Source organism: Sulfitobacter sp. JL08, assembly GCF_003352045.1.
Lineage (GTDB): Bacteria > Pseudomonadota > Alphaproteobacteria > Rhodobacterales > Rhodobacteraceae > JL08.
Genome location: NZ_CP025815.1, coordinates 424,794 through 450,472 on the forward strand (window position 1 = coordinate 424,794; position 25,679 = coordinate 450,472).

Consider the following 25,679-nt stretch of genomic DNA (forward strand, 5'->3'; position numbering starts at 1 on the left):
CGTGGTACATTATCAAATCGGGCGCGGATTCGGCAGCGGAAAAACCGCGCATAATTCCCCTTCTTCGTGCATAAAACAGGCACGTCCTCGCTTTACCCTGCTGCGGTCACAGCGTATCAGATGGGCATGAACGACATCACAGACGATACAGGCCTGCCCGCACCCGATCTGACAGAACCGCTGCGCCGCGCGATCGGGGACAGGTATCTGACCTATGCGCTGTCCACGATCATGCACCGCGCGCTGCCCGATGCGCGTGACGGACTAAAGCCGGTGCATCGCCGCATTCTTTACGCGATGCGCGAACTGCGCCTGTCCAGCAACGGCGGTTACCGCAAATCGGCCAAGATCAGCGGCGATGTGATGGGTAATTACCACCCGCATGGCGATGCGGCGATTTACGATGCGATGGCGCGTCTCGCGCAGGATTTCAACGTGCGCTATCCGCTGGTCGACGGGCAGGGCAATTTCGGCAATATCGACGGTGATAACCCCGCCGCGTCGCGCTATACCGAAGCCCGCATGACCATCGTCGCCGAGGCGATGCTGGAAGGGTTGAACGAAAACGCGGTGGATTTCCGCGACAATTACGATGGCACCCTGACCGAACCGGTGGTGCTGCCTGCTTCGTTCCCGAACCTGTTGGCCAACGGGTCAAGCGGTATCGCGGTGGGCATGGCCACCAACATCCCGCCTCACAACATCGCCGAACTGTGTGACGCCTGTATCCACCTGATCAAAACGCCGGATGCACGCGACGATACATTGCTGAAATATGTGCCGGGGCCGGATTTTCCGACCGGCGGGATCATCGTCGAACCCCCGGAAAACATTGCACAGGCTTACCGCACAGGGCGCGGGTCATTCCGTCTGCGCTGCAAATACGAGGTCGAGGATCTGGGTCGCGGCCAGTGGCAGATCGTGGTCACGGAAATCCCCTATCAGGTACAGAAATCCAAGCTGATCGAAAAAATCGCGGAACTGATCCAGACCAAAAAGTTGCCGATTCTGGCCGATATCCGTGACGAAAGCGCCGATGACATCCGAATGGTGCTGGAACCACGGTCAAAGAATGTCGATCCCGAAGTGCTGATGGGCATGCTGTTTCGCAATTCCGATCTGGAAATCCGGTTTTCCCTGAACCTGAACGTGCTGATCGACGGTCTGACGCCCAAAGTGTGCAGCATGAAGGAAGTGCTGCGCGCGTTTCTGGACCACCGCCAAGAGGTTCTTATCCGCCGTTCGACGCACCGGATGGAAAAGATCGACCACCGGCTGGAGGTGTTGGAAGGTTTCATCATCGCCTTCCTCAACCTGGACCGCGTGATCGACATCATCCGCTATGATGACGATCCAAAGGCCGGCCTGATGTACGAAGACTGGTCAAAGGATCATCCCCGTGCCCAGGACGAAGCCGATTATGTGCCCCCCGTGGTGCGCCCCGAAGAAGAACCGTCCCTGTCCGAAGTGCAGGCCGAAGCGATCCTGAACATGCGTCTGCGCTCCTTGCGCCGTCTGGAAGAGATGGAGCTTTTGCGCGAACAAGGCGCCCTGATGGAAGAACGCGCCGGGCTAGAGGATTTGCTGGACAGCCCTGACCTGCAATGGGACAGCATCGCCAACCAGTTGCGCGAAACCAGAAAGCTGTTCGGCAAGGATTACGAAGGCGGCGCACGACGCACGCAATTCGCCATCGCGGGCGAAGTCGAAGATGTGCCGATCGAGGCGATGATTGATCGCGAGCCGATCACCGTGGTGTGCAGCCAGATGGGATGGATCAGGGCCATGACCGGCCACATTGATCTGACGCGTGAATTGAAATTCAAGGACGGCGACGGGCCGCGTTTCGCCTTTCATGCCGAAACCACCGACCGTTTGCTTGTGTTCGGGGCCAATGGGCGGTTTTACACCCTGTCTGGCGCCAACCTGCCCGGCGGGCGGGGCATGGGCGAACCGTTGCGCCTGATGGTCGATCTGCCAAATGATGCGGAAATCGTGGGGCTTTACATCCATAAACCGGATCGCAAGCTTCTGGTGGCCTCTTCGGCGGGTGACGGATTTATCGTGCCGGAAAATGATGTTGTGGCGCAAACCCGCAGCGGCAAACAGGTGCTGAACGTGCGCGATGGCGTGCGCGCACTGGTCTGTACCCCGGTGGCGGGCGATGCGATTGCAGTGGTTGGCGAAAACCGCAAGGTTCTGGTGTTCATGGCTGATGAACTGCCTGAAATGGGGCGTGGAAAAGGTGTGCGTCTGCAAAAATACAAGGACGGAGGTCTGAGTGATGCGACCAGTTTCACCCTGGCAGAAGGCCTCAGCTGGTCCGACCCGGCCGGACGCACCCGAACCGAAACCGACCTTGGCGAATGGACCGGAAAACGCGCCAGCGCAGGCCGCATGGCCCCGCGCGGTTTCCCCCGCGACAACAAATTCACCTGATTGCTGGGATACCGAATTTGTCGGAAGACGCGGCGCGCTGTTCTGGCTGGCGCTGAAAACCGGCATCTTGTCGGTGCTGACACTGGGGATTTACCGCTTCTGGATGAAGACACGGTTGCGGCGCTGGTACTGGTCGGCGATCCGGCCCGGCGGCCAGCCGCTGGAATATGTCGGCGATCCGATCGAAAAGCTGCTGGGGTTTTTCATCGCGGTCGTGATCCTTGCCTTTTATATCGGCATTGTGAACCTGCTGCTGATGTTCGCCAGCTTTTCGCTGTTTCAGGGCAACGCCGTCGCCTACCTGGTCAGCTTTGTCGGTGTGATCCCGATCTGGTTCTATGCCCGCTACCGCGCCCGCAGATACGTTCTGGGGCGGACGCGCTGGCAGGGCGTGCGGTTTGGTCTGGAACCGGGGGCATGGGGCTATGCGCTGCGCGCCCTTGTGCACTGGGGCATCACCATCCTGACCCTTGGGATGCTGTGGCCACGCATGACCTTCGCGCTGGAAAAATACAAGACGGACCGCACCTTTTACGGCTCTGCCAAGCTGCATCAGGGCGGTGCCTGGCGCATGCTTTACCCTGCGGCTATTCCCGTCGCTGTGGCGGTCATGATCCTGTTTCTGGGCGGCGTCTGGGTGTTATGGTTTGATCCGGTTGTTCCCGTCGGGGCCAATGTGTTTGCGACCATTGATGATGTGTTTAACGAAGCGGGCCAGAATGATCTGAACGCGCCGCAGCGTCTGTTTTTATTGCCCCTGGCGTTGCTGTTGCTGGTCTATGGGGCGGTGCATTACAACGCGGCCAGCACCCGGATACTGGCCAATCACAAAACGGCAGACGGTATTGCGCTGTTTTCGCACCTGCGCCCGACACGCGTGTTCGGCATCTATTCCTGGGGCAACACGATCAGTTATCTGGCCCTTGTTCTGGGGCTGGTGGGGTTGTTCTTGCTGGCCATTCCGCTGATCGGGCTGGACGGGTTGCTGGCGATTGGCGGCGACAGCCCGGTTTCGGAGATGAACGTGCCGCGCTGGATGGCCATCGGTATCCTTGCACTGGTCTATTTCGGCGTCTTTCTGATGTGGTCGGTGCTGTCGCATGTATTCGTGACCTTTCCGTTGATGCGCCATTACGCGCAAACGCTCCAGATCGTGAACCCGGCTGCGCTGACCGCCATCAGCCAGCGCGCACGCGATGAATTTGCCGAAGCCGAAGGCTTTGCCGAAGCGTTGGATCTGGGGGCAGCGATATGAACGGCATTGCGCCAAAAGCCACCTGTTACTTCGATGGTGACAACGCGGTGGCACGTGCCGCCACCTTGCAGTTCAGTTCCGATTACCGCGACCTGCGCATTACTGTGGAAGGGCAGCCACCATTGATCTGGCCCGCGTCTGATATCCGGCTGGTACCCGATCAGGCGGGCCGCGACAAATTCGTGCTGCGCCTGAAAACCGATCCGGTGGCACGCCTGATTGTCACAGATCGCTCGATCCTTGCCAGTTTGCCCAACAAAAACCGTCCCGCGCCACCAAAAGGGCGGGGCCGGTTGTTGGGCTGGGCGCTGGCCGCTGTGGCATCGGTGGCCCTGATCGTGGGTGTTCTGGTGCCCAAAATAGCCGACCAGTTGGCGGCATATATCCCGCCCGAAGGCGAACGCGCCCTTGGCCAGACCACATTGGATCAAATCCGCGATGCGCTGGACGACACCGGCTTTGCGCCTGTCCCGTTTTGCGAAAACCAGTTGGGCTTGGCGGCGCTGGATCGGATGCAGCAAAAGCTGACACTCGGCCTTTCGCCCGATGCGGACCTGTCGGTGTTTGTGCTGGATCATGACATGGTCAACGCCTTCGCGCTTCCCGGCGGTTTTGTCGTGTTGTTTCGCGGGTTGATCGACGCGGCAGAAGGCCCTGACGAAGTCGCTGCCGTGCTGGCCCATGAAATCGGCCATGTGATGAGCCGCGATCCAACACGGCACGCCTTGCGCTCGGCCGGATCGATCGGGGTGCTGGGCCTTTTGTTCGGGGATTTTGCCGGTGGGGCGGTCGTACTGTTCCTGACCGAACGGCTGATTGATGCGCGCTATTCCCAAGGGGCGGAAAAAGCGGCGGATGAATTTGCTTACGGGCGTTTAGGGGCCGCAGACGTATCTCCGGCGGCGCTGGGCGATATGTTCGAACGGTTGCGCGCCAAATACGGCGAAAGCGAAGGCATCGTGGCGCATTTTCTGTCGCATCCCGCGCTTAGCGACCGAATTGCCGCTGCCCGCGCCGCAGCGCCAGACGGACAAACCTTCGCGCCAATCCTGTCAGCTACGGACTGGATGGCGCTGCAAACGGTGTGTGACTAGGCGTCGGTCGGTTCACGGCATTGGCGGCGAATGCGGCCTCTAAACCGGTTCCGCCGTCAGCCAGACACCGCCTTCGGGGCGCAGTGTCAGGATCATGACGGGGCTGGGATCCTTGCCCGCGACCGGATGGAACCGGAACCGTCCCAGCAAAGTGGCGAGAATGATCACCGCCTCTTGCAGCGCAAAGGATGCGCCGATGCAGACGCGCGGCCCGTCCCCGAACGGCAGATAGGCATACCGGTCAATGGCTTTCGGATCGGCAAACCGGTCTGGATTGAATGCATCGGGATCCTTCCACAAGACATGGCTGCGATGCAGCGCATAGATCGGGATGATCACCGTATCGCCCTTGCGTATTTCGCGCCCGCACAACGTGTCCGGCGCCATCGCCGTGCGCGACACCATTGCGGCAGGCGGATAAAGGCGCAGCGCTTCGTCGATGATCTGGCGCACAAACGGTAGCTTTGACACATCTTCGCCTGTCACTGGGCGATCCGCGCACACCGCCTGAATCTCGGCGCGGGCGCGATCCTGCACATCCAGATCAAAGGCACACAGATACAGCGACCATGCCAGCGTCAGAGCAGTGGTTTCGTGACCGGCCACAATAAAGGTCAGCAGGTTGTCGCGCAGTTCTGCGGTGTTCATCTTGCGTTTGGATTTCGGGTCTTCGCCGTCCAGCAGCAAATCCAGCAGATCGGGAACGCCATCGGCACCGCGTGCCGCGCGTGCGTCAATTGCGGTGTCGGCCACGGTCTTCATCTGCTTCAGCGCCTTGCCGGACATTATTCTTCCCGGGCGCGGCACCCAGTCGGGCGCGCCCAGAATGTCGAACAGCGAAATCTTGCCGGCTTCGGAAATATAGGCGTCAATGGCCGTGTGCACACTATCACGATCAAACGATCCGTCGCCTGAAAACGTGACATCCGAAATCACGTCAAAGGTGGTTGTCACCATTTCGTCCAGCATATCCACGGCGCGGGGGCCGGCCGTTGCAACGCGCGCGGCGGCACGGTCTGCCGCACCGGTCATGATCGGGGCAAGGTTCATGACGTTGCGATGCGAGAACACCGGCGCGGCGGTCCGCCGCTGCCAGCGCCAGTGCGCGCCTTCTGCAATGAACAGGGATTCCCCGATTGCAGGTCGCAACAGGTTCTTTGTCACCAGTGACTTGGGATATTGATCCAGCCGTTCCAGCAACATGATCCGGATCGCTTCCGGGTCCATCACCATATGCCAGCGTTTGCCGGTTTTGCCCGACACCATAGGTTGCCGGGTGGCAATTTCGGGGATGATGCTCAGCACGTTCTGGCGCGCGGCATTCAGGCTTTTGAAGATACCCCACGGCTCGCGCACAAGGGGAACTTTGACCGGTTGCCTGTTTTCGATGTTCATGCGCACGGGCCTTTCATGATTCAACTTCACATATAGGTGTAGCGCAGCGAACGGCAAAGGTTTGCACCCCTGGCCGCACTGGGCTATCTGACAGGGGTAACCCCAGAACGAGAGATCACATGCCCCGGATTTTCGCCTTGCTGACAGCCCTGTTGCTTTTGACCGCCTGCGGCGCGCAAACCCTGGAGGGGCCGCCCGTGCCGCTGGGGGATTTCAAACTGGGGCACAATGTGGTGGTCGCCAGCAAGATGCAGCAGGGGCCGGTGTCGCGTGCGGCGACCGAAGAAGAATGGGTCGCTTCAATGACCAAGGCGATCGGGGATCGTTTCGGACGTTACGACGGGGAACAGCTTTATCATCTGGGTGTCAGCATCGAGGCATTCATGCTGGCCCCGCCCGGCGTGCCGGTGGTCTACACGCCCAAATCGGTACTGATCGTCAAAGCCACGTTATGGGATGACACTGACGGGCGCAAACTGAACGAGGCGGCGCACCAGATCGCGGTGCTGGAAACCACCAGTGGCGAGTCCGTTCTGGTTGGTTCCGGATGGGGTCGCAACAAGCAAAAGCAGCTGGATGGCCTGTCTTTCAACGCCGCCAAATCCATCGAAACATGGCTGCTGGAAGGCCAGGAAAAATACGGCTGGTTCGGCCCGGATGAGCGCGTGATGCCGGCCGAGGATGAAACCAACGAAGCGGTGTTGCAGTCACCCTCCTGATCCGGGCCGGTTCGCTGACAGTAACAGCTTGATTTTCCCAACGGAACGCCATATGTCGCCCGCGCAGAGGAAACAGGGTCGCGAGGACCCCATAATGCAAAAAGGGCGCCCAAAATATGGCTAAGGCAAAGTTTGAACGCAATAAACCGCACGTTAACATTGGCACGATTGGTCACGTTGACCACGGCAAGACGACGCTGACGGCTGCGATTACGAAGTATTTTGGCGATTTCAAAGCCTATGACCAGATTGACGGTGCGCCGGAAGAGAAGGCGCGCGGGATCACGATTTCGACAGCGCATGTTGAGTATGAAACAGATGCGCGCCACTACGCGCACGTGGATTGCCCTGGTCACGCGGATTATGTGAAGAACATGATCACCGGCGCGGCGCAGATGGACGGCGCGATCCTTGTTGTGAACGCAGCCGATGGCCCGATGCCGCAAACGCGCGAGCACATTCTGCTGGGCCGTCAGGTCGGCATCCCGCACATGGTTGTCTACATGAACAAGGTGGATCAGGTGGACGACGCGGAACTGCTGGAACTGGTCGAAATGGAAATCCGCGAACTGCTGTCGTCCTATGACTATCCGGGCGATGACATTCCGGTCATTCCCGGCTCGGCTCTGGCCGCGATGGAAGGCCGGGATCCCGAGATCGGCGAGAACTCGATCCGTGCGCTGATGGCGGCGGTTGACGAATTCATCCCGACACCCGCGCGTGCGGTAGACCAGCCGTTCCTGATGCCGGTCGAGGACGTGTTCTCGATCTCTGGCCGTGGTACGGTTGTGACCGGCCGTGTGGAGCGTGGCGTGATCAACGTGGGCGACGAGATTGAAATCGTCGGCATCCGCGACACCAAGAAAACCACCTGTACCGGTGTTGAAATGTTCCGCAAGCTGCTGGATCGCGGTGAAGCGGGTGACAACATCGGCGCGCTGCTGCGCGGCGTGGACCGTGACGGCGTTGAGCGCGGTCAGGTTCTGTGCAAGCCGGGTTCGGTGACACCGCACACCAAGTTCGAGGCGGAAGCCTATATCCTGACCAAGGAAGAGGGTGGCCGTCACACGCCGTTCTTTGCCAACTACCGTCCGCAGTTCTACTTCCGCACCACGGATGTGACAGGCACGGTCCAACTGGCCGAAGGTACGGAAATGGTGATGCCGGGCGACAACGTGTCCTTTGGCGTTGAACTGATCGCGCCGATCGCGATGGAACAGGGCCTGCGTTTCGCCATCCGCGAAGGCGGCCGCACCGTCGGCGCCGGCGTCGTGTCCAAAATCCTCGCGTAAGCGGGACCGCGACGCGCGGTCAATCGCGTGTTGATGCCAATTCAAATGAGGCCGCCGGAGGTTCCGGCGGCCTTTTTTTGTGCGCGTTGCTGACCTGTGCGCACGAACCTGCGCAACAGGGTTTGGCCAAGCGTTTGTGCAGCACGCCTCCGGCGAGGATATTTATAAACAGAAGAAGCGGGCGGAAAAAACAGCCAAGGTGCTACCGGCCGGGCCGCCCGCACGCCGCATCGCTGGCATCGGTTACTTCGTCCAGTGCGGCCTGCAAGGACACCCGCAATGTTTCCAGTGTGGCATCATCGCATTTGCGCGGCACGCTTTCCTGCCATTCCCGGCACAGCATGACACCGCTTGTCCAAGGCAGCGGCATCATCATCCTGTCCCATGTGGGAAATTCAACCACACGGCTGGCGGCAAAAGATACGACAAACACGCGTTTGCCCGACACCCGCGCCCAGACCAGCGGAACGGTCGAAGCCACCCGCGCAGGCCCACGCGGACCGTCGGTTGCGATCCCAATGGAAACACCGTCCCGGATGCGCCCCAGAACCTCGCGCGAGAGGGCGACGTGGCGCTTGTGGCTGGACATCGAAATGCTGTCAAAGCCAAACGCCTTTTGCAGGCGGCCCGCCATAGTTCCGGCCCGCGCGGACGAAGTCAGGGTACAGACCGGGCCCAGCGACAGATCGACGATAAACGGCGCCATCATCAGGCGCTGGTGCCAGATGGCGATGATCACCGGTTCACCACTTTTGACAAGCGCGTCCATGTCTTCAAACCCATCGCGACGCCAGCGCGCCGTGCGATAGCAAAACCGCAAATACCACTTGAACAGAGCGGTCAGACCCCGGGCGAGTGTTTCACTGTCTGCTATTTTTCTTCGAAGGCTCACATCACCGATCCACAGTTGACGCGCCAGTCATAGTCAAACCTGTTCCCAACGCAAGCGCGTGCCCCCCTGCCTGGCGAGCTCGTTACATGAAAACAGGACATCTGGCTTGTGATCCGGCACCGGATCAGCGCACCTTGGGCGTTCAGTGCGCCACAAAAACCAGAGAGGATTGGGCATGCCGCTTGACCCGACACAAACCCGACCTGTGCGTTTTGCGGACGGGACCGAGTATTCCGGCACGGTTTACCTGAACCGGATACTGGATCATCCCAATATTCAGGTCGGGGATTTCAACTATTTCAGCAGCTTTGATCCGATCGGGCAGCCTGCGGATTGTGCGGCGCGTCTGGCCCCCTATCTGTTTGCCGGCGCCCCCGAAAAAATCCGCATCGGTCGGTTTTGCCAGATTGCCCACGGCACGCAGTTCATCACCCAAAGCGCCAATCATCGCATGGACGGGCCGTCCACCTATCCGTTTGCGATTTTCGATCCGGACCGGATTGCCGGGTATCGCCAGACTCTGGCAGCGGGCCGTGACACCGTTGTGGGGCATGATTGCTGGCTGGGTCATGGCTCTGTGATTCTGCCCGGTGCACAGTTGGGAAACGGGGTTATTGTGGGGGCTGGCGCGGTGGTGGCGGGCACCATCCCTGATTACGCGATCGTGGCGGGCAACCGCGCCCAGATTGTGCGGATGCGATTTTCGCCTGATGATATTGCCGCGTTGAACCGGATCGCATGGTGGCACTGGCCAATCGAAAAGATAGCGGCCCATGAAGATGCCATTGTGGGTGGGCGGGTTGACGATCTGGCGCGGCTTTGACGGCTACGGCCGTGGCCGCGTGTTCCGTCGGGCACAGTTCATTCGCCTGCCGCGTGAAAAAGACGGGGCACAGCGGTTTCGGCAAGACTGCCTCTTGATCTTGGATCAGCCATCCCGTACCAGCATGCGTGGTCGGAGGGGTTTAGCTCAGTTGGTAGAGCATCGGTCTCCAAAACCGAGGGTCGTGGGTTCGAGTCCCTCAGCCCCTGCCACGACCACAGGTCAGACCGCGAAACAGGCGCGCCGCCTCATTATTGCCGTAATTTTACCTTAATCAGATTCGCGAACGTGCAGCTGTTGTTTTGGCTGCCTGCCTGCGTTCTTGTTTCTTTATGGTTCGAGTTGGAGTCTGCCCTATGACCGATACAAATACTGATGAAGCCATCCGAATGCTGTTGCGCGAAACTGGGCACAGCACCTCCAAACAGCTTGAGTCGCGCAAGAAACTGCCACCGCTGATCGAACCCGAAGCGCAAGGCGTTGCAAAAGACAAAGAGGCGAAGCCCCGCAGCCGGATTTCCGCACTGGGCCTCAAGCCAAGACATTTTATTCTGATCGCGCTGGTGACAGCGGCGATTATGCGCCCGTGGCTGGTGTTGTGGGGCAGCCTGTTGTTCTTTGCTCTGGCGACTATCCTCTATTTCTCGCTTGGTCCGGATTTCTGGACCAACAAGATCACGCGCCTTTATCTCTGGTTGCTGCGCAAAAGCCCTGCGTCAGCTGAAAAAATCAGGCTTGCGGCGCGGCGCACCTCGCGCCGGATGGAAAAGATGCTTGAGAAACTGCCTGCGCGCTGGACATCGGGGCTGTATCTGCCGGATTTCGATCCGCCAGCACAGCACGATCCGTTTGATGATCGTCCCGATCCGTTCGAGCGGCTGCAACAGGTGGCAAGCGACGTCGAAAAAACAGCCTGAGTCCGGTTGCCCCGGGATCGTGTCCGGGTGACATTTGTGCCACCTGAACGAAGGGGAACGCGCCTGTCTGTCAGCCATTTCTGTTTTGCCGCCTTGAATTCGTCGCCGTCGCCGGTTACATGCGCCCCATCGCTAGCAGAAAGCATACCGAAAATGGCCACGTCGAACCCGTTCCAGTTCCTTCAGCAAGTCCGCGCCGAGGTGTCCAAGGTTATTTGGCCAACCCGTCGCGAAGTGTTTCTGACCACGGTCATGGTTTTTATCATGGCGGCACTGACGGCTGTATTCTTTGCGCTGGTTGATCTGATCATTCGCGGCGGGCTTCAGACACTTCTGGGCTACTTCGGCTGATCCCGTTCTGGCAGGCGAAAAATGCCGTTGCCCTCTTGATCATTTTGCAGCGCGGCGTTAGGTGACGGCCTACCTTCAGACAATGGCGTGCTGCGATTCGTGCTGCGCGCCGATTTTTATTGTGGGTGAACAGGCGATCATGAACAGGTAACCGCTTGTGATTGAGTGAGAATTTTGGCCCGGTTTGATCCGGAATTGTACAAGAACAAAGGCGAGTTGGCAGATGGCGAAACGGTGGTATTCGGTTAGCGTGCTCTCGAATTTCGAGAAAAAGATCGCCGAACAAATCCGGACCTCGGTCGCTGAACAGCACCTTGAGGACGATATCGAAGAAGTGCTGGTGCCAACCGAAGAGGTGATCGAGGTGCGGCGCGGCAAGAAGGTGACGACAGAGCGCCGCTTTATGCCCGGCTATGTGCTGGTGCGCATGGAGATGTCGGATCAGGGCTATCACCTGATCAACTCTATCAACCGCGTCACAGGGTTTCTGGGGCCGCAGGGGCGCCCGATGCCGATGCGCGATGCCGAAGTAAATGCGATCCTGAACCGTGTTCAGGAGGGCGAGGATGCCCCAAGAACGCTGATCCATTTCGAGGTCGGCGAAAAGGTAAAGGTCAACGATGGTCCGTTCGAGGATTTCGACGGTACTGTGGAAGAAGTTGATGACGACAATCAGCGGCTCAAGGTGTCCGTGTCCATTTTCGGACGCGAAACACCGGTCGAACTGGAATTCACTCAGGTCACGAAACAATCCTGAGTCGAGCACTGTGGGAGGCGAGGGCATCGCGATGTCCGGACCGAACCACACAACCGTAAGCCACCCCGACGCGTCCGGGTGGTGTTGAAAAAGGAGAGGCCAAATGGCCAAGAAACTCGTCGGCACGATGAAGCTGCAAGTCAAAGCTGGTCAAGCCAACCCATCGCCCCCCGTCGGCCCCGCACTGGGCCAGCGCGGTATCAACATCATGGAATTCTGCAAGGCGTTCAACGCCAAGACCGCAGACATGGAGCCCGGTGCGCCGTGCCCGACCGTGATCACGTATTACCAGGACAAGTCCTTTACGATGGAAATCAAGACGCCGCCGGCGTCGCATTACCTGAAAAAGGCTGCTGGTCTGACATCCGGTTCCAAAACCCCGTCGCGTGAGACTGTGGGCAGCGTCACCGTCAAGCAGGTCCGCGAAATCGCCGAGGCGAAAATGAAAGACCTCAACGCAAACGATATCGAAGGCGCGATGAAGATCATCGTCGGGTCGGCGAACTCTATGGGCATCGAGGTTAAGTAAGATGGCGAAACTTGGAAAACGTACAGTCGCGGCACGCGCGGCACTCGCTGGCAAGGACAACCTTTCGGTTGAAGAAGCCGTTGCGCTGATCAAAGGCAATGCGACCGCGAAATTCGACGAAACTGTCGAAATCTCGGTCAACCTGGGTGTTGACCCGCGCCATGCAGACCAGATGGTGCGCGGCGTGGTCGGCCTGCCCAACGGCACCGGCAAAACCATGCGTGTTGCCGTATTCGCCCGCGGACCGAAAGCCGACGAAGCCAAGGAAGCAGGCGCCGACATCGTTGGCGCAGAGGACCTGATGGAAATCGTGCAAGGCGGCAAGATCGAATTTGATCGCTGCATCGCGACACCGGACATGATGCCTGTTGTGGGCCGTCTGGGTAAGGTTCTTGGCCCGCGCAACCTGATGCCGAACCCCAAGGTCGGTACGGTTACAATGGACGTGGCGGACGCAGTGAAAGCAGCCAAAGGCGGCGAAGTGCAGTTCAAGGTCGAAAAGGCCGGAGTTGTGCACGCAGGTGTTGGCAAGGCGTCATTTGACGAGGCCAAACTGGTTGAAAACATCCGCGCCTTTGTTGGTGCCGTGTCCAAGGCCAAGCCGACCGGATCAAAAGGCACGTATATGAAAAAGATCTCGCTGACCTCGACAATGGGTCCGGGCGTGTCTGTGTCTGTTGATTCTGCAATGGCGGAATAAGGGAAGGCGCGCCGACTGAACGGCGCGCGACCCTGCAAGAATTCGGCACTTTTTGTGCCGGATAGTTGGGCCAGACGACCGGCCCGGCTTCTGTCCGAGACGGAGGGTGCGGCATCTGCTGCATAATTCCTTCCTGAGATGGGAAACGAGACATTTTTCGCCTTCGGGTGATTTTGGCCTCGGGACCCTGAAGTTGGACCCGAAACGTTCCGGATCTGATCCGGAACTGAACTGAGCCGGGGGGAAACCCCCATAATTGGAGTGAAACTGTGGATAGAGCCCAGAAAGAAAAATTGGTCGAGGAACTCGGCCAGATCTTCGAAAGCTCTGGCGTCGTTGTGGTAGCCCACTACGCCGGTCTGACAGTTGCCGAGATGCAGGATCTGCGCGCGCGTGCACGCGACGCGGGTGGATCTGTGCGTGTTGCCAAGAACAGGCTCGCCAAAATCGCCCTTGAGGGACAGCCATGCGAAAGCATCGCCAGCTTCCTTTCGGGTATGACCGTTCTGACCTATTCCGAAGACCCCGTGGCAGCAGCCAAGGTGGCCGAGGACTTTGCCAAGGATAACAAGAAGTTTGAGATTCTTGGCGGGGCAATGGGTTCGAACGCTCTGGACCGGGCCGGTGTTGAGGCCGTATCGAAAATGCCGTCGCGCGATGAGCTTATCGCGACAATCGCTGGCATGATCGGTGCACCTGCATCCAACATTGCCGGGGCCATTGGCGCACCTGCTAGCAACATCGCGTCCATCTTGTCCACGATCGAGGACAAGGCGGCCGCCTGAGCAACTGAAAGACCGACGGGTGGTTGAAACTACGTCGTTGGAACACATTTAGTAGAAACGGAAAGAGCTAATCATGGCTGATCTGAAAAAACTGGCAGAAGAGATCGTTGGTCTGACCCTGCTGGAAGCACAAGAACTGAAAACAATTCTGAAAGACGAATACGGTATCGAGCCCGCCGCTGGCGGCGCAGTGATGATGGCCGGCCCTGCAGGTGGCGACGCCGGCGCGGCAGCTGAAGAGCAAACAGAATTTGATGTTATCCTGGTCGCCGCTGGCGCATCCAAGATCAACGTCATCAAAGAAGTACGCTCGATCACAGGCCTGGGCCTGAAAGAAGCAAAAGATCTGGTCGAAGCCGGCGGCAAAGCTGTCAAAGAAGGCGCGTCCAAAGAAGAAGCAGAAGAGATCAAAGGCAAGCTGGAAGCAGCTGGCGCAGAGGTCGAACTGAAGTGATCGGTGCCGGGGCAACCCGGACCTGATGGGAAGGCTGGGCACGTGAATGCGTGCCCAGCCGAACCTGTCTTAGCAAGGGCTTTGTGACAAAGCGTTTTCTAAGGTGCGGTTCAATGATCGGGAGGCCTCCGGTGGGACGGAAGCCATGAATAGATCGAAACGTACCGTCTCGTATGGGCGAGATGCCGTAGCCCGACGGCAGTCTTGTCCGGTGAGAAACAAAAAAGGTGACACCTGATATGGCTCAATCGTTCCTTGGCCAGAAACGTCTTCGTAAATACTATGGCAAAATCCGTGAAGTTCTGGAGATGCCAAACCTGATCGAGGTCCAGAAATCCTCGTATGATCTGTTCCTGAAATCCGGTGATGCCGATACCCCGACCGAAGGGGAAGGCATCATGGGTGTGTTCCAGTCGGTCTTTCCGATCAAGGATTTCAACGAAACATCCGTGCTTGAATTCGTGAAATACGAACTGGAAAAGCCGAAATATGATGTGGAAGAGTGCCAGCAGCGCGACATGACCTATGCCGCTCCGCTCAAGGTCACCCTGCGTCTGATCGTGTTCGATATCGACGAAGATACAGGCGCGAAATCGGTCAAGGATATCAAGGAACAAGACGTGTTCATGGGCGATATGCCCCTGATGACGCCGAACGGCACATTTGTCGTGAACGGCACCGAACGCGTGATCGTATCGCAGATGCACCGCTCGCCCGGTGTGTTCTTTGATCACGACAAGGGCAAAACCCACTCTTCGGGCAAATTGTTGTTCGCCTGCCGCATTATCCCCTATCGCGGCAGCTGGCTCGACTTTGAATTTGACGCAAAAGATATCGTATTCGCGCGGATCGACCGCCGCCGCAAACTGCCTGTGACCACCCTGCTGTATTCGCTGGGCATGGACCAGGAAGCGATCATGGATGCGTATTACGAAACCATCCCGTTCAAGCTGAAAAAAGGCAAAGGCTGGGTCACGCCGTTCTTCCCGCAGCGCGTGCGCGGCACCCGCCCGACCTATGATCTGGTCGATGCAAAAACCGGAGAAGTGATTGCCGAAGCCGGCAAGAAAGTGACGCCGCGCGCGGTCAAGCAGTTGATCGACGACGGCAAGGTCAAGGATCTGCTAGTTCCGTTCGAAAATATCGTTGGCCGCTTTGTTGCCAAGGACATCATCAACGAGGAAACCGGCGCGATCTATGTCGAAGCGGGCGATGAGCTGACGCTTGAATACGACAAGGGCGGCGATCTGATCGGTGGGTCGGTCAAGGAACTGATGGATGCGGGTATCACCGACATTCCGGTTCTGGACATCGACAACATCAATGTCGGTCCCTACATGCGCAACACCATGGCCGCCGACAAGAACCTGAACCGCGAAACCGCGCTGATGGATATCTATCGCGTCATGCGTCCGGGTGAACCGCCTACCGTCGAAGCGGCGAGTGCCCTGTTTGACACATTGTTCTTTGATTCCGAACGGTACGACCTGTCCGCAGTGGGCCGTGTCAAAATGAACATGCGTCTTGATCTGGATGCGGAAGACACCCAGCGCACCCTGCGCAAGGAAGACATCGTGGCCTGCATCAAGGCCTTGGTCGAACTGCGCGACGGCAAGGGCGATATCGACGATATCGACCACCTTGGAAACCGTCGTGTGCGTTCGGTTGGCGAACTGATGGAAAACCAGTACCGCGTCGGTCTGTTGCGGATGGAACGTGCGATCAAAGAACGCATGTCCAGCGTCGAGATCGATACTGTGATGCCGCAGGACCTGATCAACGCCAAACCGGCAGCCGCCGCCGTGCGCGAATTCTTTGGCTCCAGCCAGTTGTCGCAGTTCATGGACCAGACCAACCCGCTGTCCGAAGTGACGCACAAGCGCCGCCTGTCCGCGCTTGGACCGGGCGGTCTGACCCGCGAACGCGCCGGCTTCGAAGTGCGCGACGTGCATCCGACCCACTATGGCCGGATGTGTCCGATTGAAACGCCGGAAGGTCCGAACATCGGTCTGATCAACTCGCTGGCCACCTTTGCCCGCGTGAACAAATACGGCTTTATCGAAACACCTTATCGCGTCGTCAAAGACCGTCAGGTGACAGACGAAGTCCACTATATGTCCGCGACCGAAGAAATGCGCCACACTGTGGCACAGGCCAACGCGCAGCTGGACGAAAGCGGCAAGTTCAAGAACGATCTGGTGTCGACTCGTCAGTCGGGCGATTACACGCTTGCGCCGTCGGAAAACGTCGATCTGATTGACGTCAGCCCGAAACAGTTGGTGTCGGTTGCTGCATCGCTGATCCCGTTCCTGGAAAACGATGACGCCAACCGCGCCCTGATGGGATCGAACATGCAACGTCAGGCGGTTCCGCTGTTGCAGGCCGAAGCCCCGTTGGTGGGGACCGGCATCGAAGAAGTTGTGGCACGGGATTCCGGCGCGGCCATCATGGCCAAACGCGGTGGCATCATCGACCAGGTCGATGCGACACGTATCGTTGTGCGCGCGACCGAAGATCTGGAACTGGGCGATGCGGGTGTGGACATTTACCGCATGCGCAAATTCCAGCGGTCGAACCAGAACACCTGTATCAACCAGCGTCCGCTGATCAAAGTGGGTGACATGGTACAGAAAGGCGAAGTGATTGCCGATGGTCCGTCCACCGATATCGGTGAACTGGCGCTTGGCAAGAACGTCGTTGTCGCGTTCATGCCGTGGAATGGCTACAACTACGAAGACTCGATCCTGATTTCCGAGCGGATCGCGCGGGATGACGTGTTCACCTCGATCCACATCGAGGAATTCGAAGTCGCCGCCCGTGACACCAAGCTTGGGCCGGAAGAGATCACCCGCGACATTCCCAACGTCGGCGAAGAAGCGCTGCGCAACCTCGACGAGGCGGGCATCGTTTACATCGGCGCGGATGTGGAACCGGGCGATATTCTGGTGGGCAAGATCACCCCCAAGGGCGAAAGCCCGATGACGCCGGAAGAAAAACTGCTGCGCGCCATCTTTGGTGAGAAGGCATCGGACGTGCGCGATACATCGCTGCGCGTGAAGCCGGGTGACTTCGGTACGGTCGTGGAAGTGCGCGTCTTTAACCGCCACGGTGTGGAAAAAGACGAACGCGCCCTGCAGATCGAGCGTGAAGAAGTCGAACGTCTGGCCCGTGACCGGGACGACGAGCTGGCCATTCTGGATCGCAATATCTATGCGCGTCTGAAAACGCTTATTCTGGGCAAAGTGGCTGTCAAAGGCCCCAAAGGTGTCAAAGCCGGGTCTGAAATCACCGAAGACATGCTGGAAATGCTGATCCGCAGCCAGTGGTGGCAATTGGCCCTGAAAGACGAAAAGGACGCCCAGATCGTCGAGGCCCTGAACGAGCAGTACGAGGTGCAAAAGCGCGCTCTTGATGCCCGTTTTGAGGACAAGGTCGAAAAAGTCCGCCGTGGCGATGATCTGCCCCCGGGCGTGATGAAAATGGTCAAGGTGTTCGTGGCGGTAAAGCGCAAGCTGCAACCGGGCGACAAAATGGCCGGCCGTCACGGCAACAAGGGTGTGATTTCCAAGGTTGTCCCGATGGAAGACATGCCGTTCCTTGCAGATGGAACGCCGGTTGATTTCTGTCTGAACCCGCTGGGCGTGCCGTCGCGCATGAACGTCGGCCAGATTCTGGAAACGCATATGGGCTGGGCCGCACGCGGCCTGGGTGTGAACATCGACGAAGCGCTTAAGGAATATAAGCGCTCTGGCGATCTGACACCGGTCCGTGAGGCGATGAAACTGGCCTATGGCGATGATGTCTACGATGAAGGCATTGCCGGCATGGACGAAGACGCCCTGATCGAAGCGGCAGGGAACGTTACCCACGGCGTGCCGATTGCAACGCCCGTTTTTGACGGTGCAAAAGAGGCCGATGTGAACGACGCGCTTGTGCGGTCGGGCTTTGATACATCGGGCCAGTCGGTTCTGTTTGATGGCCGCACCGGCGAGCAGTTTGCCCGCCCTGTGACCGTCGGCGTGAAATACCTGCTGAAACTGCACCACCTTGTGGACGATAAAATCCACGCGCGTTCAACAGGGCCATACAGCCTTGTCACCCAACAGCCGTTGGGCGGTAAAGCGCAGTTCGGTGGCCAGCGGTTCGGGGAAATGGAAGTCTGGGCGCTGGAAGCGTACGGCGCGGCCTATACCCTGCAGGAAATGCTTACCGTGAAATCGGATGACGTGGCCGGACGGACGAAAGTCTATGAAAGCATCGTCAAAGGCGAAGACAACTTTGAAGCCGGTATTCCGGAAAGCTTTAACGTGCTTGTTAAAGAAGTCCGCGGCCTTGGCCTGAACATGGAACTCCTGGATGCGGAGGAAGACGAGTGACGGGTTAATCCCCGTCATCTCACTCTCCACGCTCCCAATTCAAGGAATTGAAAATGAACCAGGAACTGACAAACAACCCGTTTAACCCGCTGACGCCGCCCAAGGTGTTTGACGAGATCAAAGTATCGCTGGCCTCGCCCGAGCGTATTCTGAGCTGGTCCTTCGGCGAGATCAAAAAACCCGAAACCATCAACTACCGCACATTCAAACCCGAACGTGACGGCCTGTTCTGCGCGCGTATCTTTGGCCCGATCAAAGATTACGAATGTCTGTGCGGCAAATACAAACGCATGAAATACCGCGGTGTTGTCTGCGAAAAATGCGGCGTCGAAGTAACGTTGCAAAAGGTCCGCCGCGAGCGGATGGGCCACATTGAACTGGCCGCTCCCGTTGCGCATATCTGGTTCCTGAAATCGCTGCCCTCCCGCATCGGCCTGATGCTGGACATGACATTGCGCGATCTGGAACGGGTTCTTTATTTCGAAAACTATGTGGTGATCGAACCCGGCCTGACGGACCTGACCTATGGTCAGATGATGACCGAAGAAGAGTATATGGACGCGCAGGATGCCTATGGCATGGACGCGTTTACCGCTAATATCGGTGCCGAAGCGATCCGTGAAATGCTGGCCCAGATCGATCTGGAAGCCGAAGCAGACCAACTGCGCGCCGATCTGGCCGAAGCCACTGGCGAATTGAAGCCCAAGAAGATCATCAAGCGCCTGAAAGTGGTTGAATCCTTCCTTGAATCGGGCAACCGCCCGGAATGGATGGTTCTGACCGTGATCCCAGTGATCCCGCCGGAACTGCGCCCGCTGGTGCCGCTGGATGGTGGCCGCTTTGCCACGTCCGACCTGAACGATCTCTATCGTCGTGTGATCAACCGGAACAACCGTCTTAAGCGTCTGATCGAACTGCGTGCGCCTGATATCATCGTGCGCAACGAAAAGCGGATGTTGCAGGAATCTGTCGACGCTCTGTTTGACAACGGCCGCCGTGGCCGCGTGATCACCGGTGCCAACAAGCGCCCGCTGAAATCGCTGTCTGACATGCTGAAGGGCAAACAAGGCCGGTTCCGTCAGAACCTCTTGGGTAAACGCGTCGACTTTTCGGGTCGTTCGGTCATTGTGACTGGGCCGGAACTCAAACTGCACCAATGCGGTCTGCCCAAAAAGATGGCGCTCGAACTGTTCAAGCCGTTCATCTATTCGCGTCTTGAAGCCAAAGGCCTGTCCAGCACTGTGAAACAGGCCAAGAAGCTGGTCGAAAAAGAACGCCCCGAAGTCTGGGATATTCTGGATGAAGTCATCCGCGAACATCCCGTCATGCTGAACCGTGCGCCTACGCTGCACCGTCTTGGTATTCAGGCGTTCGAACCCGTTCTGATCGAAGGCAAGGCGATCCAGCTGCACCCGCTGGTGTGTTCGGCCTTCAACGCCGACTTTGACGGCGACCAGATGGCCGTGCACGTCCCGCTGAGCCTTGAGGCGCAGTTGGAAGCGCGTGTGCTGATGATGTCGACAAACAACGTTCTGTCGCCCGCCAACGGCGCACCGATTATTGTTCCGTCGCAGGACATGATCCTTGGCCTTTACTACACCACGCTGGAACGCGAAGGCATGGTCGGCGAAGGCATGTCGTTTGCATCAATCGAAGAAGTGCAGCACGCACTGGATGCCGGTGTCGTACACCTGCACTCCAAGATCGTGGCGCGCATTCCGCAAATCGATGACGAAGGCAACGAAGTGCAGGTGCGCTTTGACACCACGCCGGGCCGCGTGCGTCTGGGGGCCTTGCTGCCGCTGAATGCCAAGGCACCGTTCAGCCTGGTCAACCGTCTGCTGCGCAAGAAAGAAGTGCAGCAGGTCATCGATACCGTCTACCGCTATTGCGGACAGAAGGAATCGGTCATTTTCTGTGATCAGATCATGACTATGGGCTTCCGCGAGGCGTTCAAGGCGGGCATTTCGTTCGGCAAGGACGACATGCTGATCCCCGATACCAAATGGCCGATCGTGGATGAAACCCGCGAACAGGTGAAAGACTTTGAACAACAGTACATGGATGGCCTGATCACTCAGGGTGAAAAGTACAACAAGGTCGTCGATGCATGGTCCAAATGTAACGACAAGGTCACCGAAGCGATGATGGGGTCGATCTCGGCCAGCCGCCGCGACGAAGCGGGTGCCGAAATGGAGCCGAACTCGGTTTACATGATGGCTCACTCCGGTGCGCGTGGTTCTGTGACCCAGATGAAACAGCTGGGCGGCATGCGCGGCCTGATGGCCAAGCCGAACGGCGACATCATCGAAACGCCGATCATCTCGAACTTCAAGGAAGGTCTGACCGTTCTTGAATACTTCAACTCGACACACGGTGCGCGCAAGGGCCTGTCCGATACGGCCCTGAAAACGGCCAACTCGGGCTATCTGACGCGGCGTCTGGTGGACGTGGCACAGGACTGCATCGTGCGTATGCGCGATTGCGGAACCGATGCCTCGATCACCGCCGAAGCTGCGGTGAACGATGGTGAGGTTGTTGCGTCCTTGGCCGAACGTGTGCTGGGCCGTGTCGCCGCAGAAGATATCCTGCGCCCCGGAACCGAAGAGGTGCTGGTTGCACGCGGCACCATGATCGACGAATTGATGGCCGATGCCATCGACGAGGCAGCCGTTGCAAGCGCCCGCATCCGGAGCCCGCTGACCTGCGAGGCCGAAGAAGGCGTGTGTGCGATGTGTTACGGTCGTGATCTTGCACGCGGTACAATGGTCAACACCGGCGAAGCCGTGGGCATCATCGCCGCACAGTCGATCGGTGAACCCGGTACACAGCTGACAATGCGGACGTTCCACATTGGCGGCGTGGCACAGGGCGGACAACAATCGTTCCAGGAAGCATCGCAATCCGGTAAAGTCGCCTTTGAAAACGCCCAGACGCTGAAAAACTCGGCGGGTGAAACCATGGTCATGGGCCGGAACATGAAAATGTCTATCCTTGACGAAAACGGTGAAGAACGCGCCAATCACAAACTGGGTTACGGCACCAAACTGTTTATCAAAGAGGGCGATACCGTTACCCGCGGCGACAAACTGTTTGAATGGGATCCCTACACGCTGCCCATCATTGCCGAAAAGTCCGGCACAACCAAATATGTCGATCTGGTATCGGGCATCGCCGTGCGCGACGAAACCGATGATGCCACCGGCATGACCCAGAAGATCGTGATCGACTGGCGCGCGGCCCCCAAGGGCAACGAGCTTAAGCCCGAGATCATTCTGGTGGGTGAAGATGGCGAACCGGTCCGCAACGATGCGGGAAATCCGGTGACCTATCCGATGTCGGTCGATGCGGTTCTGTCGGTCGAAGACGGCCAGGAAATCGCAGCCGGTGACGTTGTCGCGCGTATTCCGCGGGAAGGCGCCAAGACCAAGGACATCACCGGTGGTCTGCCGCGTGTGGCCGAACTGTTCGAGGCACGTCGCCCCAAAGACCACGCGATCATCGCCGAAATCGACGGCTATGTGCGCTTTGGACGTGACTACAAGAACAAGCGTCGCATCAGCATCGAACCTGCGGACGAAAGCCTTGATCCGGCGGAATACATGGTGCCCAAGGGCAAGCATATTCCGGTGCAGGAAGGCGACTTTATCCAGAAGGGCGATTACATCATGGACGGCAATCCCGCGCCGCATGACATCCTGTCCATCATGGGTGTCGAAGCGCTAGCCGATTACATGATCGACGAGGTTCAGGACGTCTATCGCCTTCAGGGTGTTAAGATCAACGACAAGCATATCGAAGTGATCGTGCGCCAGATGCTCCAGAAATGGGAAATTCTGGACAGCGGCGAAACCACGCTGCTGAAAGGCGAGCATGTCGACAAGGCCGAGTTTGAAGAGGCCAACGCCAAGGCGATCAAGAAAGGCGGGCGCCCTGCTTCGGGCGAACCGATCCTTCTGGGAATCACCAAGGCGTCTTTGCAGACACGGTCGTTCATCTCGGCGGCGTCGTTCCAGGAAACCACGCGGGTTCTGACCGAAGCATCGGTTCAGGGCAAACGTGACAAACTGGTCGGCCTGAAAGAGAACGTGATCGTGGGCCGCCTGATCCCTGCCGGTACAGGCGGGGCAACCCAGCACGTTCGCAAGATCGCAACAGATCGCGACAACGTCGTGATCGAGGCCCGCCGCGAAGAAGCCGAAGCCGCCGCCGCCCTAGCGGCCCCGGCCGAGGATGATGTGGTAGGTGGCGATGTGTTCGATACGGTTGTCGAAAGCACCGACAGCCGCGATTGATCCGCGCCCCGAACTGAGAAACTTTTGCCCCCCGCATCCACCGTGATGCGGGGGGTTTTCTTTGTCCGAAAAGACGTGCTTTGTAGGCGCGGACACATCTGCACAATTGGGGAACGGGATGACACATAAGACGATCATGATCGGCTTGCTGCGGTTTTCTGTCCTGACGCCCACCTATTATTCCGAACGTTTTCCAACACTCGACAAGGCGGCAGAGCACCTGTTTTCCGATGACCGGATGGCTCTGCGGTTCCGCCTGTTCGAAAACCTGTGCCTGCCGTCGCTCGTGCAGCAAACCGATCCGGATTTTCACTGCGTTGTGCTGACCGCCGAAACGATGCCGGAAGTATACAAAAAGCGGCTGGAAACGCTGCTGGCACCCTATCCGCATATCACCTGCCGGCCGGTCGGGACCGAACGGCATTACCAGTTGATCAAACAAGGCTATAAATCCGTCCCGACAGGGGATGCCAGCCACAAGATCCTGTTCCGACTGGATGATGATGATGCGGTTGATCTGGGGTTTGTGGAACGGACCAAACGTCTTGCCAATGGGTTGCTGGCGCTGGGCAACCCCGATCTGCCAACCGCGATTTCCTTTAACCGCGGCTATTACGCTGATCTGACGGGCGGCGCGGTTGATGTGTTCGATGCCTGCGAACGCGCGCCCCTGTCTACGGGCACCGCGCTGCTGGCGCCTGTCGGGTTTGCCCGTAACCCTTATCGTTACAACCACCGCGCGCTGGCGCAGCACTTTAATCTCTATTCCGATATTTCTATGCCGGGTTTTATCCGGACAATTCACGGTGACAACAAATCCAGACCGACCCAGATGGGGATCACACGCAAACAGGGGGATGATGTGATAGATCGCAACCTGCGGCGCCATTTCGCGCTGTCCCTGACCGATCTCAAGGCGCTTTGAATGTCTGCAAACCTTAAAGGCGCGTTGTTCATGATGATCAGCATGGCGGCCTTTACCCTGAACGATGCCTTCATGAAGCTGACGAACGGTGACATTCCCCTGTTCCAGTTGGTGTTTCTGCGCGGCGTTCTGGCATCGGTTCTAATCTTCGGTCTGGCGCGGTATCTGGGCACGATCCACCTGCGTATCGCGCGGCGCGATTGGGGCCTGATCGCCCTGCGCAGCAGTGCCGAAATCGGCGCGACCTATTTCTTTCTGACGGCGCTGTTCAATATGCCGCTGGCGAATGTCACGGCGGTGCTGCAGGTGTTGCCGCTGACCGTGACGCTGGCCAGTGCGCTGGTGTTCAGTGAAACCATCGGCTGGCGGCGGATGCTGGCCATTATCGTCGGGTTTGCCGGAATGTTGCTGATCGTCCGTCCCGGACCTGACGGGTTCAACATATATGCGCTTTACGCGCTGGGGGCGGTGGCCTGCGTGACTGTGCGCGATCTGTCGACGCGCAAACTGTCCTCGGGTGTGCCGTCAATGACAGTGACACTGGTTGCGTCCCTGACTATCACAACCGTCGCAGGTCTTGCATCGCTTGGCGCCGACTGGGCGCCGGTATCCGCACATAATGCCAAACTGATCGCCGCGGCCTCTTTCTTTATTCTGGGCGGTTACCTGTTCAGCGTGATGGTTATGCGTGCGGGCGATGTGTCGTTCGTGGCCCCGTTCCGCTATACCGGGCTGGTCTGGGCGCTGGTGCTGGGATGGTTCATGTTCGGCGACTGGCCAACGCCGCTGACGCTGCTGGGCGCGGGCATCGTCGTATCGACAGGGCTGTTTTCGCTCTATCGCGAACGGGCGCTGTTACGGCGTTGAAAACACGCGCCGCACATGATCGGCGCTGATGTTGTACGTCTCTTGGAACAGAGCTTCGCCCGCAGCGTCCAGCGGTGCCAGCGTGACGGGCTGCACATTCGGCTTTTGGCGGGAATCGTTAAAATCATTGTGGCCGCGCAACATCATGTCGGTGCCGCTGAACGTCACGGTCGGCATCCGGCGCACAACCGCCTGATGGCTGAAATTCATCACCGACAGATCGACATCGGGGCGAAACATGAACCCAAGCCCTGCAGTCCAATAGGGTTTCCGGATCGCACAGGCTGAAATGCCTTCCGGTCCGGGCTGGGCGATGTACCCCTGATTGAAATCAATCGCGATATGGCGGTTGTCACGCAGCAGGCCCGCCACATCGGCGGCCGCCTGGCGAAGCTGCGCGATAAAGCTGGTTGCAACGGCATCATCGTCATCCAGCCTGAATTGCAAACAGGGTTCGGCATCAGATTTGCGGACAGAATTGATGGCGTCGCGCATCACCTGCCGGTGCCGGCCCGGCGGATGGGCCTGCACCACCACCTGCGGCATGTCCGCAACCAGCGCCTCAAGCCGCTGGCGATCTGCTTGGGGCAAGGACTCTCCCATCACGATCAGATAGGTGAAATCGGGATCTGTCTGGGCGCGCAGGCAGGGCAGGGTGAAGGTTTCGAAAAACCGGAACCTTTCCTCCAACCGAGTTTCATCATAAAGATACGCGATACGGGATTGCAGATCGTCATGTTCCACCTGAAACCCGCCAAGTCCGGGATATGAAAAACGGCAAAGCCCGATCACCTGCATTTTGTCCGTCGCTCCT

The 25,679-nt window shown here is 58.4% G+C and carries 20 protein-coding genes and 1 tRNA gene; 18 read left to right on the forward strand and 3 right to left on the reverse strand.

Annotation, left to right across the window (positions count from 1 at the left end):
- Positions 1-126: 126 nt before the first annotated feature.
- The 3 genes from C1J05_RS02185 to C1J05_RS02195 are packed head-to-tail and all read left to right on the forward strand — an operon-like array spanning position 127 to position 4,788.
- Positions 127-2,439, forward strand: coding sequence for a DNA topoisomerase IV subunit A (locus tag C1J05_RS02185; protein WP_114872058.1), 2,313 nt, complete (start codon positions 127-129; stop codon positions 2,437-2,439).
- Complete coding sequence (locus tag C1J05_RS02190; RefSeq protein WP_114868831.1) at positions 2,360-3,694, forward strand: DUF898 family protein; 1,335 nt, start codon at positions 2,360-2,362, stop codon at positions 3,692-3,694. The genes C1J05_RS02185 and C1J05_RS02190 overlap by 80 nt, the downstream gene beginning before the upstream one ends.
- Positions 3,691-4,788: a M48 family metallopeptidase gene (locus C1J05_RS02195; RefSeq protein WP_114868832.1), complete on the forward strand. Its 1,098-nt coding sequence runs from the start codon at positions 3,691-3,693 to the stop codon at positions 4,786-4,788. The genes C1J05_RS02190 and C1J05_RS02195 overlap by 4 nt, the downstream gene beginning before the upstream one ends.
- A gap of 39 nt (positions 4,789-4,827) precedes the next feature.
- Here the strand turns inward: C1J05_RS02195 and C1J05_RS02200 are convergent, their stop codons facing one another.
- Positions 4,828-6,183, reverse strand: a complete 1,356-nt coding sequence (locus C1J05_RS02200) for a cytochrome P450 (protein WP_114868833.1) — start codon at positions 6,181-6,183, stop codon at positions 4,828-4,830.
- Between the two features lie 119 nt (positions 6,184-6,302).
- On the opposite strand from C1J05_RS02200, the gene C1J05_RS02205 reads away from it, so the two are divergent.
- Both C1J05_RS02205 and tuf read left to right on the forward strand, forming a co-directional pair.
- A complete protein-coding gene (locus tag C1J05_RS02205; protein ID WP_114868834.1) occupies positions 6,303-6,902 on the forward strand; it encodes a hypothetical protein in 600 nt (199 codons plus the stop codon).
- A 116-nt stretch (positions 6,903-7,018) separates the two neighbouring features.
- On the forward strand, positions 7,019-8,194 hold the full coding sequence (gene tuf / locus C1J05_RS02210; protein WP_114868835.1) for an elongation factor Tu: 1,176 nt from the start codon (positions 7,019-7,021) through the stop codon (positions 8,192-8,194).
- Between the two features lie 202 nt (positions 8,195-8,396).
- Here tuf and C1J05_RS02215 read toward each other — a convergent pair whose 3' ends face one another.
- Complete coding sequence (locus C1J05_RS02215) at positions 8,397-8,963, reverse strand: lysophospholipid acyltransferase family protein (protein ID WP_368073726.1); 567 nt, start codon at positions 8,961-8,963, stop codon at positions 8,397-8,399.
- 298 nt (positions 8,964-9,261) lie between these two features.
- On the opposite strand from C1J05_RS02215, the gene C1J05_RS02220 reads away from it, so the two are divergent.
- The 13 genes from C1J05_RS02220 (at position 9,262) to C1J05_RS02280 (ending at position 24,865) form a co-directional block, all read left to right on the forward strand.
- A complete protein-coding gene (locus C1J05_RS02220) occupies positions 9,262-9,909 on the forward strand; it encodes a CatB-related O-acetyltransferase (protein WP_114868837.1) in 648 nt (215 codons plus the stop codon).
- Positions 9,910-10,045: 136 nt separating this feature from the next.
- Positions 10,046-10,121: transfer RNA gene (locus C1J05_RS02225), tRNA-Trp, on the forward strand.
- Positions 10,122-10,265: 144 nt separating this feature from the next.
- Positions 10,266-10,826, forward strand: coding sequence for a hypothetical protein (locus tag C1J05_RS02230; RefSeq protein WP_114868838.1), 561 nt, complete (start codon positions 10,266-10,268; stop codon positions 10,824-10,826).
- Positions 10,827-10,979: 153 nt separating this feature from the next.
- Entirely contained in the window at positions 10,980-11,177 is a 198-nt protein-coding gene (gene secE / locus C1J05_RS02235; RefSeq protein ID WP_114868839.1) for a preprotein translocase subunit SecE, read from the forward strand.
- Between the two features lie 223 nt (positions 11,178-11,400).
- Complete coding sequence (gene nusG, locus C1J05_RS02240; protein WP_114868840.1) at positions 11,401-11,934, forward strand: transcription termination/antitermination protein NusG; 534 nt, start codon at positions 11,401-11,403, stop codon at positions 11,932-11,934.
- A 103-nt stretch (positions 11,935-12,037) separates the two neighbouring features.
- Complete coding sequence (rplK, locus tag C1J05_RS02245; protein ID WP_114868841.1) at positions 12,038-12,463, forward strand: 50S ribosomal protein L11; 426 nt, start codon at positions 12,038-12,040, stop codon at positions 12,461-12,463.
- Between the two features lies 1 nt (position 12,464).
- On the forward strand, positions 12,465-13,163 hold the full coding sequence (gene rplA, locus C1J05_RS02250; protein WP_114868842.1) for a 50S ribosomal protein L1: 699 nt from the start codon (positions 12,465-12,467) through the stop codon (positions 13,161-13,163).
- A 269-nt stretch (positions 13,164-13,432) separates the two neighbouring features.
- The gene (gene rplJ / locus C1J05_RS02255; RefSeq protein ID WP_114868843.1) at positions 13,433-13,948 is read left to right on the forward strand and encodes a 50S ribosomal protein L10; all 516 of its coding nucleotides are present in this window, start codon (positions 13,433-13,435) and stop codon (positions 13,946-13,948) included.
- A 73-nt stretch (positions 13,949-14,021) separates the two neighbouring features.
- The gene (rplL, locus tag C1J05_RS02260) at positions 14,022-14,402 is read left to right on the forward strand and encodes a 50S ribosomal protein L7/L12 (RefSeq protein WP_114868844.1); all 381 of its coding nucleotides are present in this window, start codon (positions 14,022-14,024) and stop codon (positions 14,400-14,402) included.
- A gap of 239 nt (positions 14,403-14,641) precedes the next feature.
- Positions 14,642-18,778 carry a DNA-directed RNA polymerase subunit beta gene (gene rpoB, locus C1J05_RS02265; protein WP_114868845.1) on the forward strand — a complete coding sequence of 1,379 codons (4,137 nt, stop codon included), beginning with the start codon at positions 14,642-14,644 and terminating at the stop codon, positions 18,776-18,778.
- Between the two features lie 53 nt (positions 18,779-18,831).
- Complete coding sequence (gene rpoC / locus C1J05_RS02270; protein ID WP_114868846.1) at positions 18,832-23,073, forward strand: DNA-directed RNA polymerase subunit beta'; 4,242 nt, start codon at positions 18,832-18,834, stop codon at positions 23,071-23,073.
- A gap of 118 nt (positions 23,074-23,191) precedes the next feature.
- Complete coding sequence (locus tag C1J05_RS02275) at positions 23,192-23,998, forward strand: glycosyltransferase (RefSeq protein WP_114868847.1); 807 nt, start codon at positions 23,192-23,194, stop codon at positions 23,996-23,998.
- Positions 23,999-24,865, forward strand: coding sequence for a DMT family transporter (locus C1J05_RS02280; protein WP_114868848.1), 867 nt, complete (start codon positions 23,999-24,001; stop codon positions 24,863-24,865).
- On the opposite strand, the gene C1J05_RS02285 is transcribed toward C1J05_RS02280, so the two are convergent.
- Positions 24,854-25,663: a putative rhamnosyl transferase gene (locus tag C1J05_RS02285; protein ID WP_114868849.1), complete on the reverse strand. Its 810-nt coding sequence runs from the start codon at positions 25,661-25,663 to the stop codon at positions 24,854-24,856. The two genes, C1J05_RS02280 and C1J05_RS02285, sit on opposite strands and share 12 nt — an antisense overlap.
- Between the last annotated feature and the right edge of the window lie 16 nt (positions 25,664-25,679).

What these genes read in the sequence shown, in the direction of transcription:
- C1J05_RS02185 (WP_114872058.1), top strand. Translation starts at nt 127, where the DNA reads ATGAACGACATCACAGACGATACAGGCCTGCCCGCACCCGATCTGACA.
- C1J05_RS02195 (WP_114868832.1), top strand. Translation starts at nt 3,691, where the DNA reads ATGAACGGCATTGCGCCAAAAGCCACCTGTTACTTCGATGGTGACAAC.
- C1J05_RS02200 (WP_114868833.1), bottom strand. Translation starts at nt 6,183, where the DNA reads ATGAACATCGAAAACAGGCAACCGGTCAAAGTTCCCCTTGTGCGCGAG.
- C1J05_RS02205 (WP_114868834.1), top strand. Translation starts at nt 6,303, where the DNA reads ATGCCCCGGATTTTCGCCTTGCTGACAGCCCTGTTGCTTTTGACCGCC.
- tuf (WP_114868835.1), top strand. Translation starts at nt 7,019, where the DNA reads ATGGCTAAGGCAAAGTTTGAACGCAATAAACCGCACGTTAACATTGGC.
- C1J05_RS02215 (WP_368073726.1), bottom strand. Translation starts at nt 8,963, where the DNA reads ATGGACGCGCTTGTCAAAAGTGGTGAACCGGTGATCATCGCCATCTGG.
- C1J05_RS02220 (WP_114868837.1), top strand. Translation starts at nt 9,262, where the DNA reads ATGCCGCTTGACCCGACACAAACCCGACCTGTGCGTTTTGCGGACGGG.
- C1J05_RS02230 (WP_114868838.1), top strand. Translation starts at nt 10,266, where the DNA reads ATGACCGATACAAATACTGATGAAGCCATCCGAATGCTGTTGCGCGAA.
- secE (WP_114868839.1), top strand. Translation starts at nt 10,980, where the DNA reads ATGGCCACGTCGAACCCGTTCCAGTTCCTTCAGCAAGTCCGCGCCGAG.
- nusG (WP_114868840.1), top strand. Translation starts at nt 11,401, where the DNA reads ATGGCGAAACGGTGGTATTCGGTTAGCGTGCTCTCGAATTTCGAGAAA.
- rplK (WP_114868841.1), top strand. Translation starts at nt 12,038, where the DNA reads ATGGCCAAGAAACTCGTCGGCACGATGAAGCTGCAAGTCAAAGCTGGT.
- rplA (WP_114868842.1), top strand. Translation starts at nt 12,465, where the DNA reads ATGGCGAAACTTGGAAAACGTACAGTCGCGGCACGCGCGGCACTCGCT.
- rplL (WP_114868844.1), top strand. Translation starts at nt 14,022, where the DNA reads ATGGCTGATCTGAAAAAACTGGCAGAAGAGATCGTTGGTCTGACCCTG.
- rpoB (WP_114868845.1), top strand. Translation starts at nt 14,642, where the DNA reads ATGGCTCAATCGTTCCTTGGCCAGAAACGTCTTCGTAAATACTATGGC.
- rpoC (WP_114868846.1), top strand. Translation starts at nt 18,832, where the DNA reads ATGAACCAGGAACTGACAAACAACCCGTTTAACCCGCTGACGCCGCCC.
- C1J05_RS02275 (WP_114868847.1), top strand. Translation starts at nt 23,192, where the DNA reads ATGACACATAAGACGATCATGATCGGCTTGCTGCGGTTTTCTGTCCTG.
- C1J05_RS02280 (WP_114868848.1), top strand. Translation starts at nt 23,999, where the DNA reads ATGTCTGCAAACCTTAAAGGCGCGTTGTTCATGATGATCAGCATGGCG.
- C1J05_RS02285 (WP_114868849.1), bottom strand. Translation starts at nt 25,663, where the DNA reads ATGCAGGTGATCGGGCTTTGCCGTTTTTCATATCCCGGACTTGGCGGG.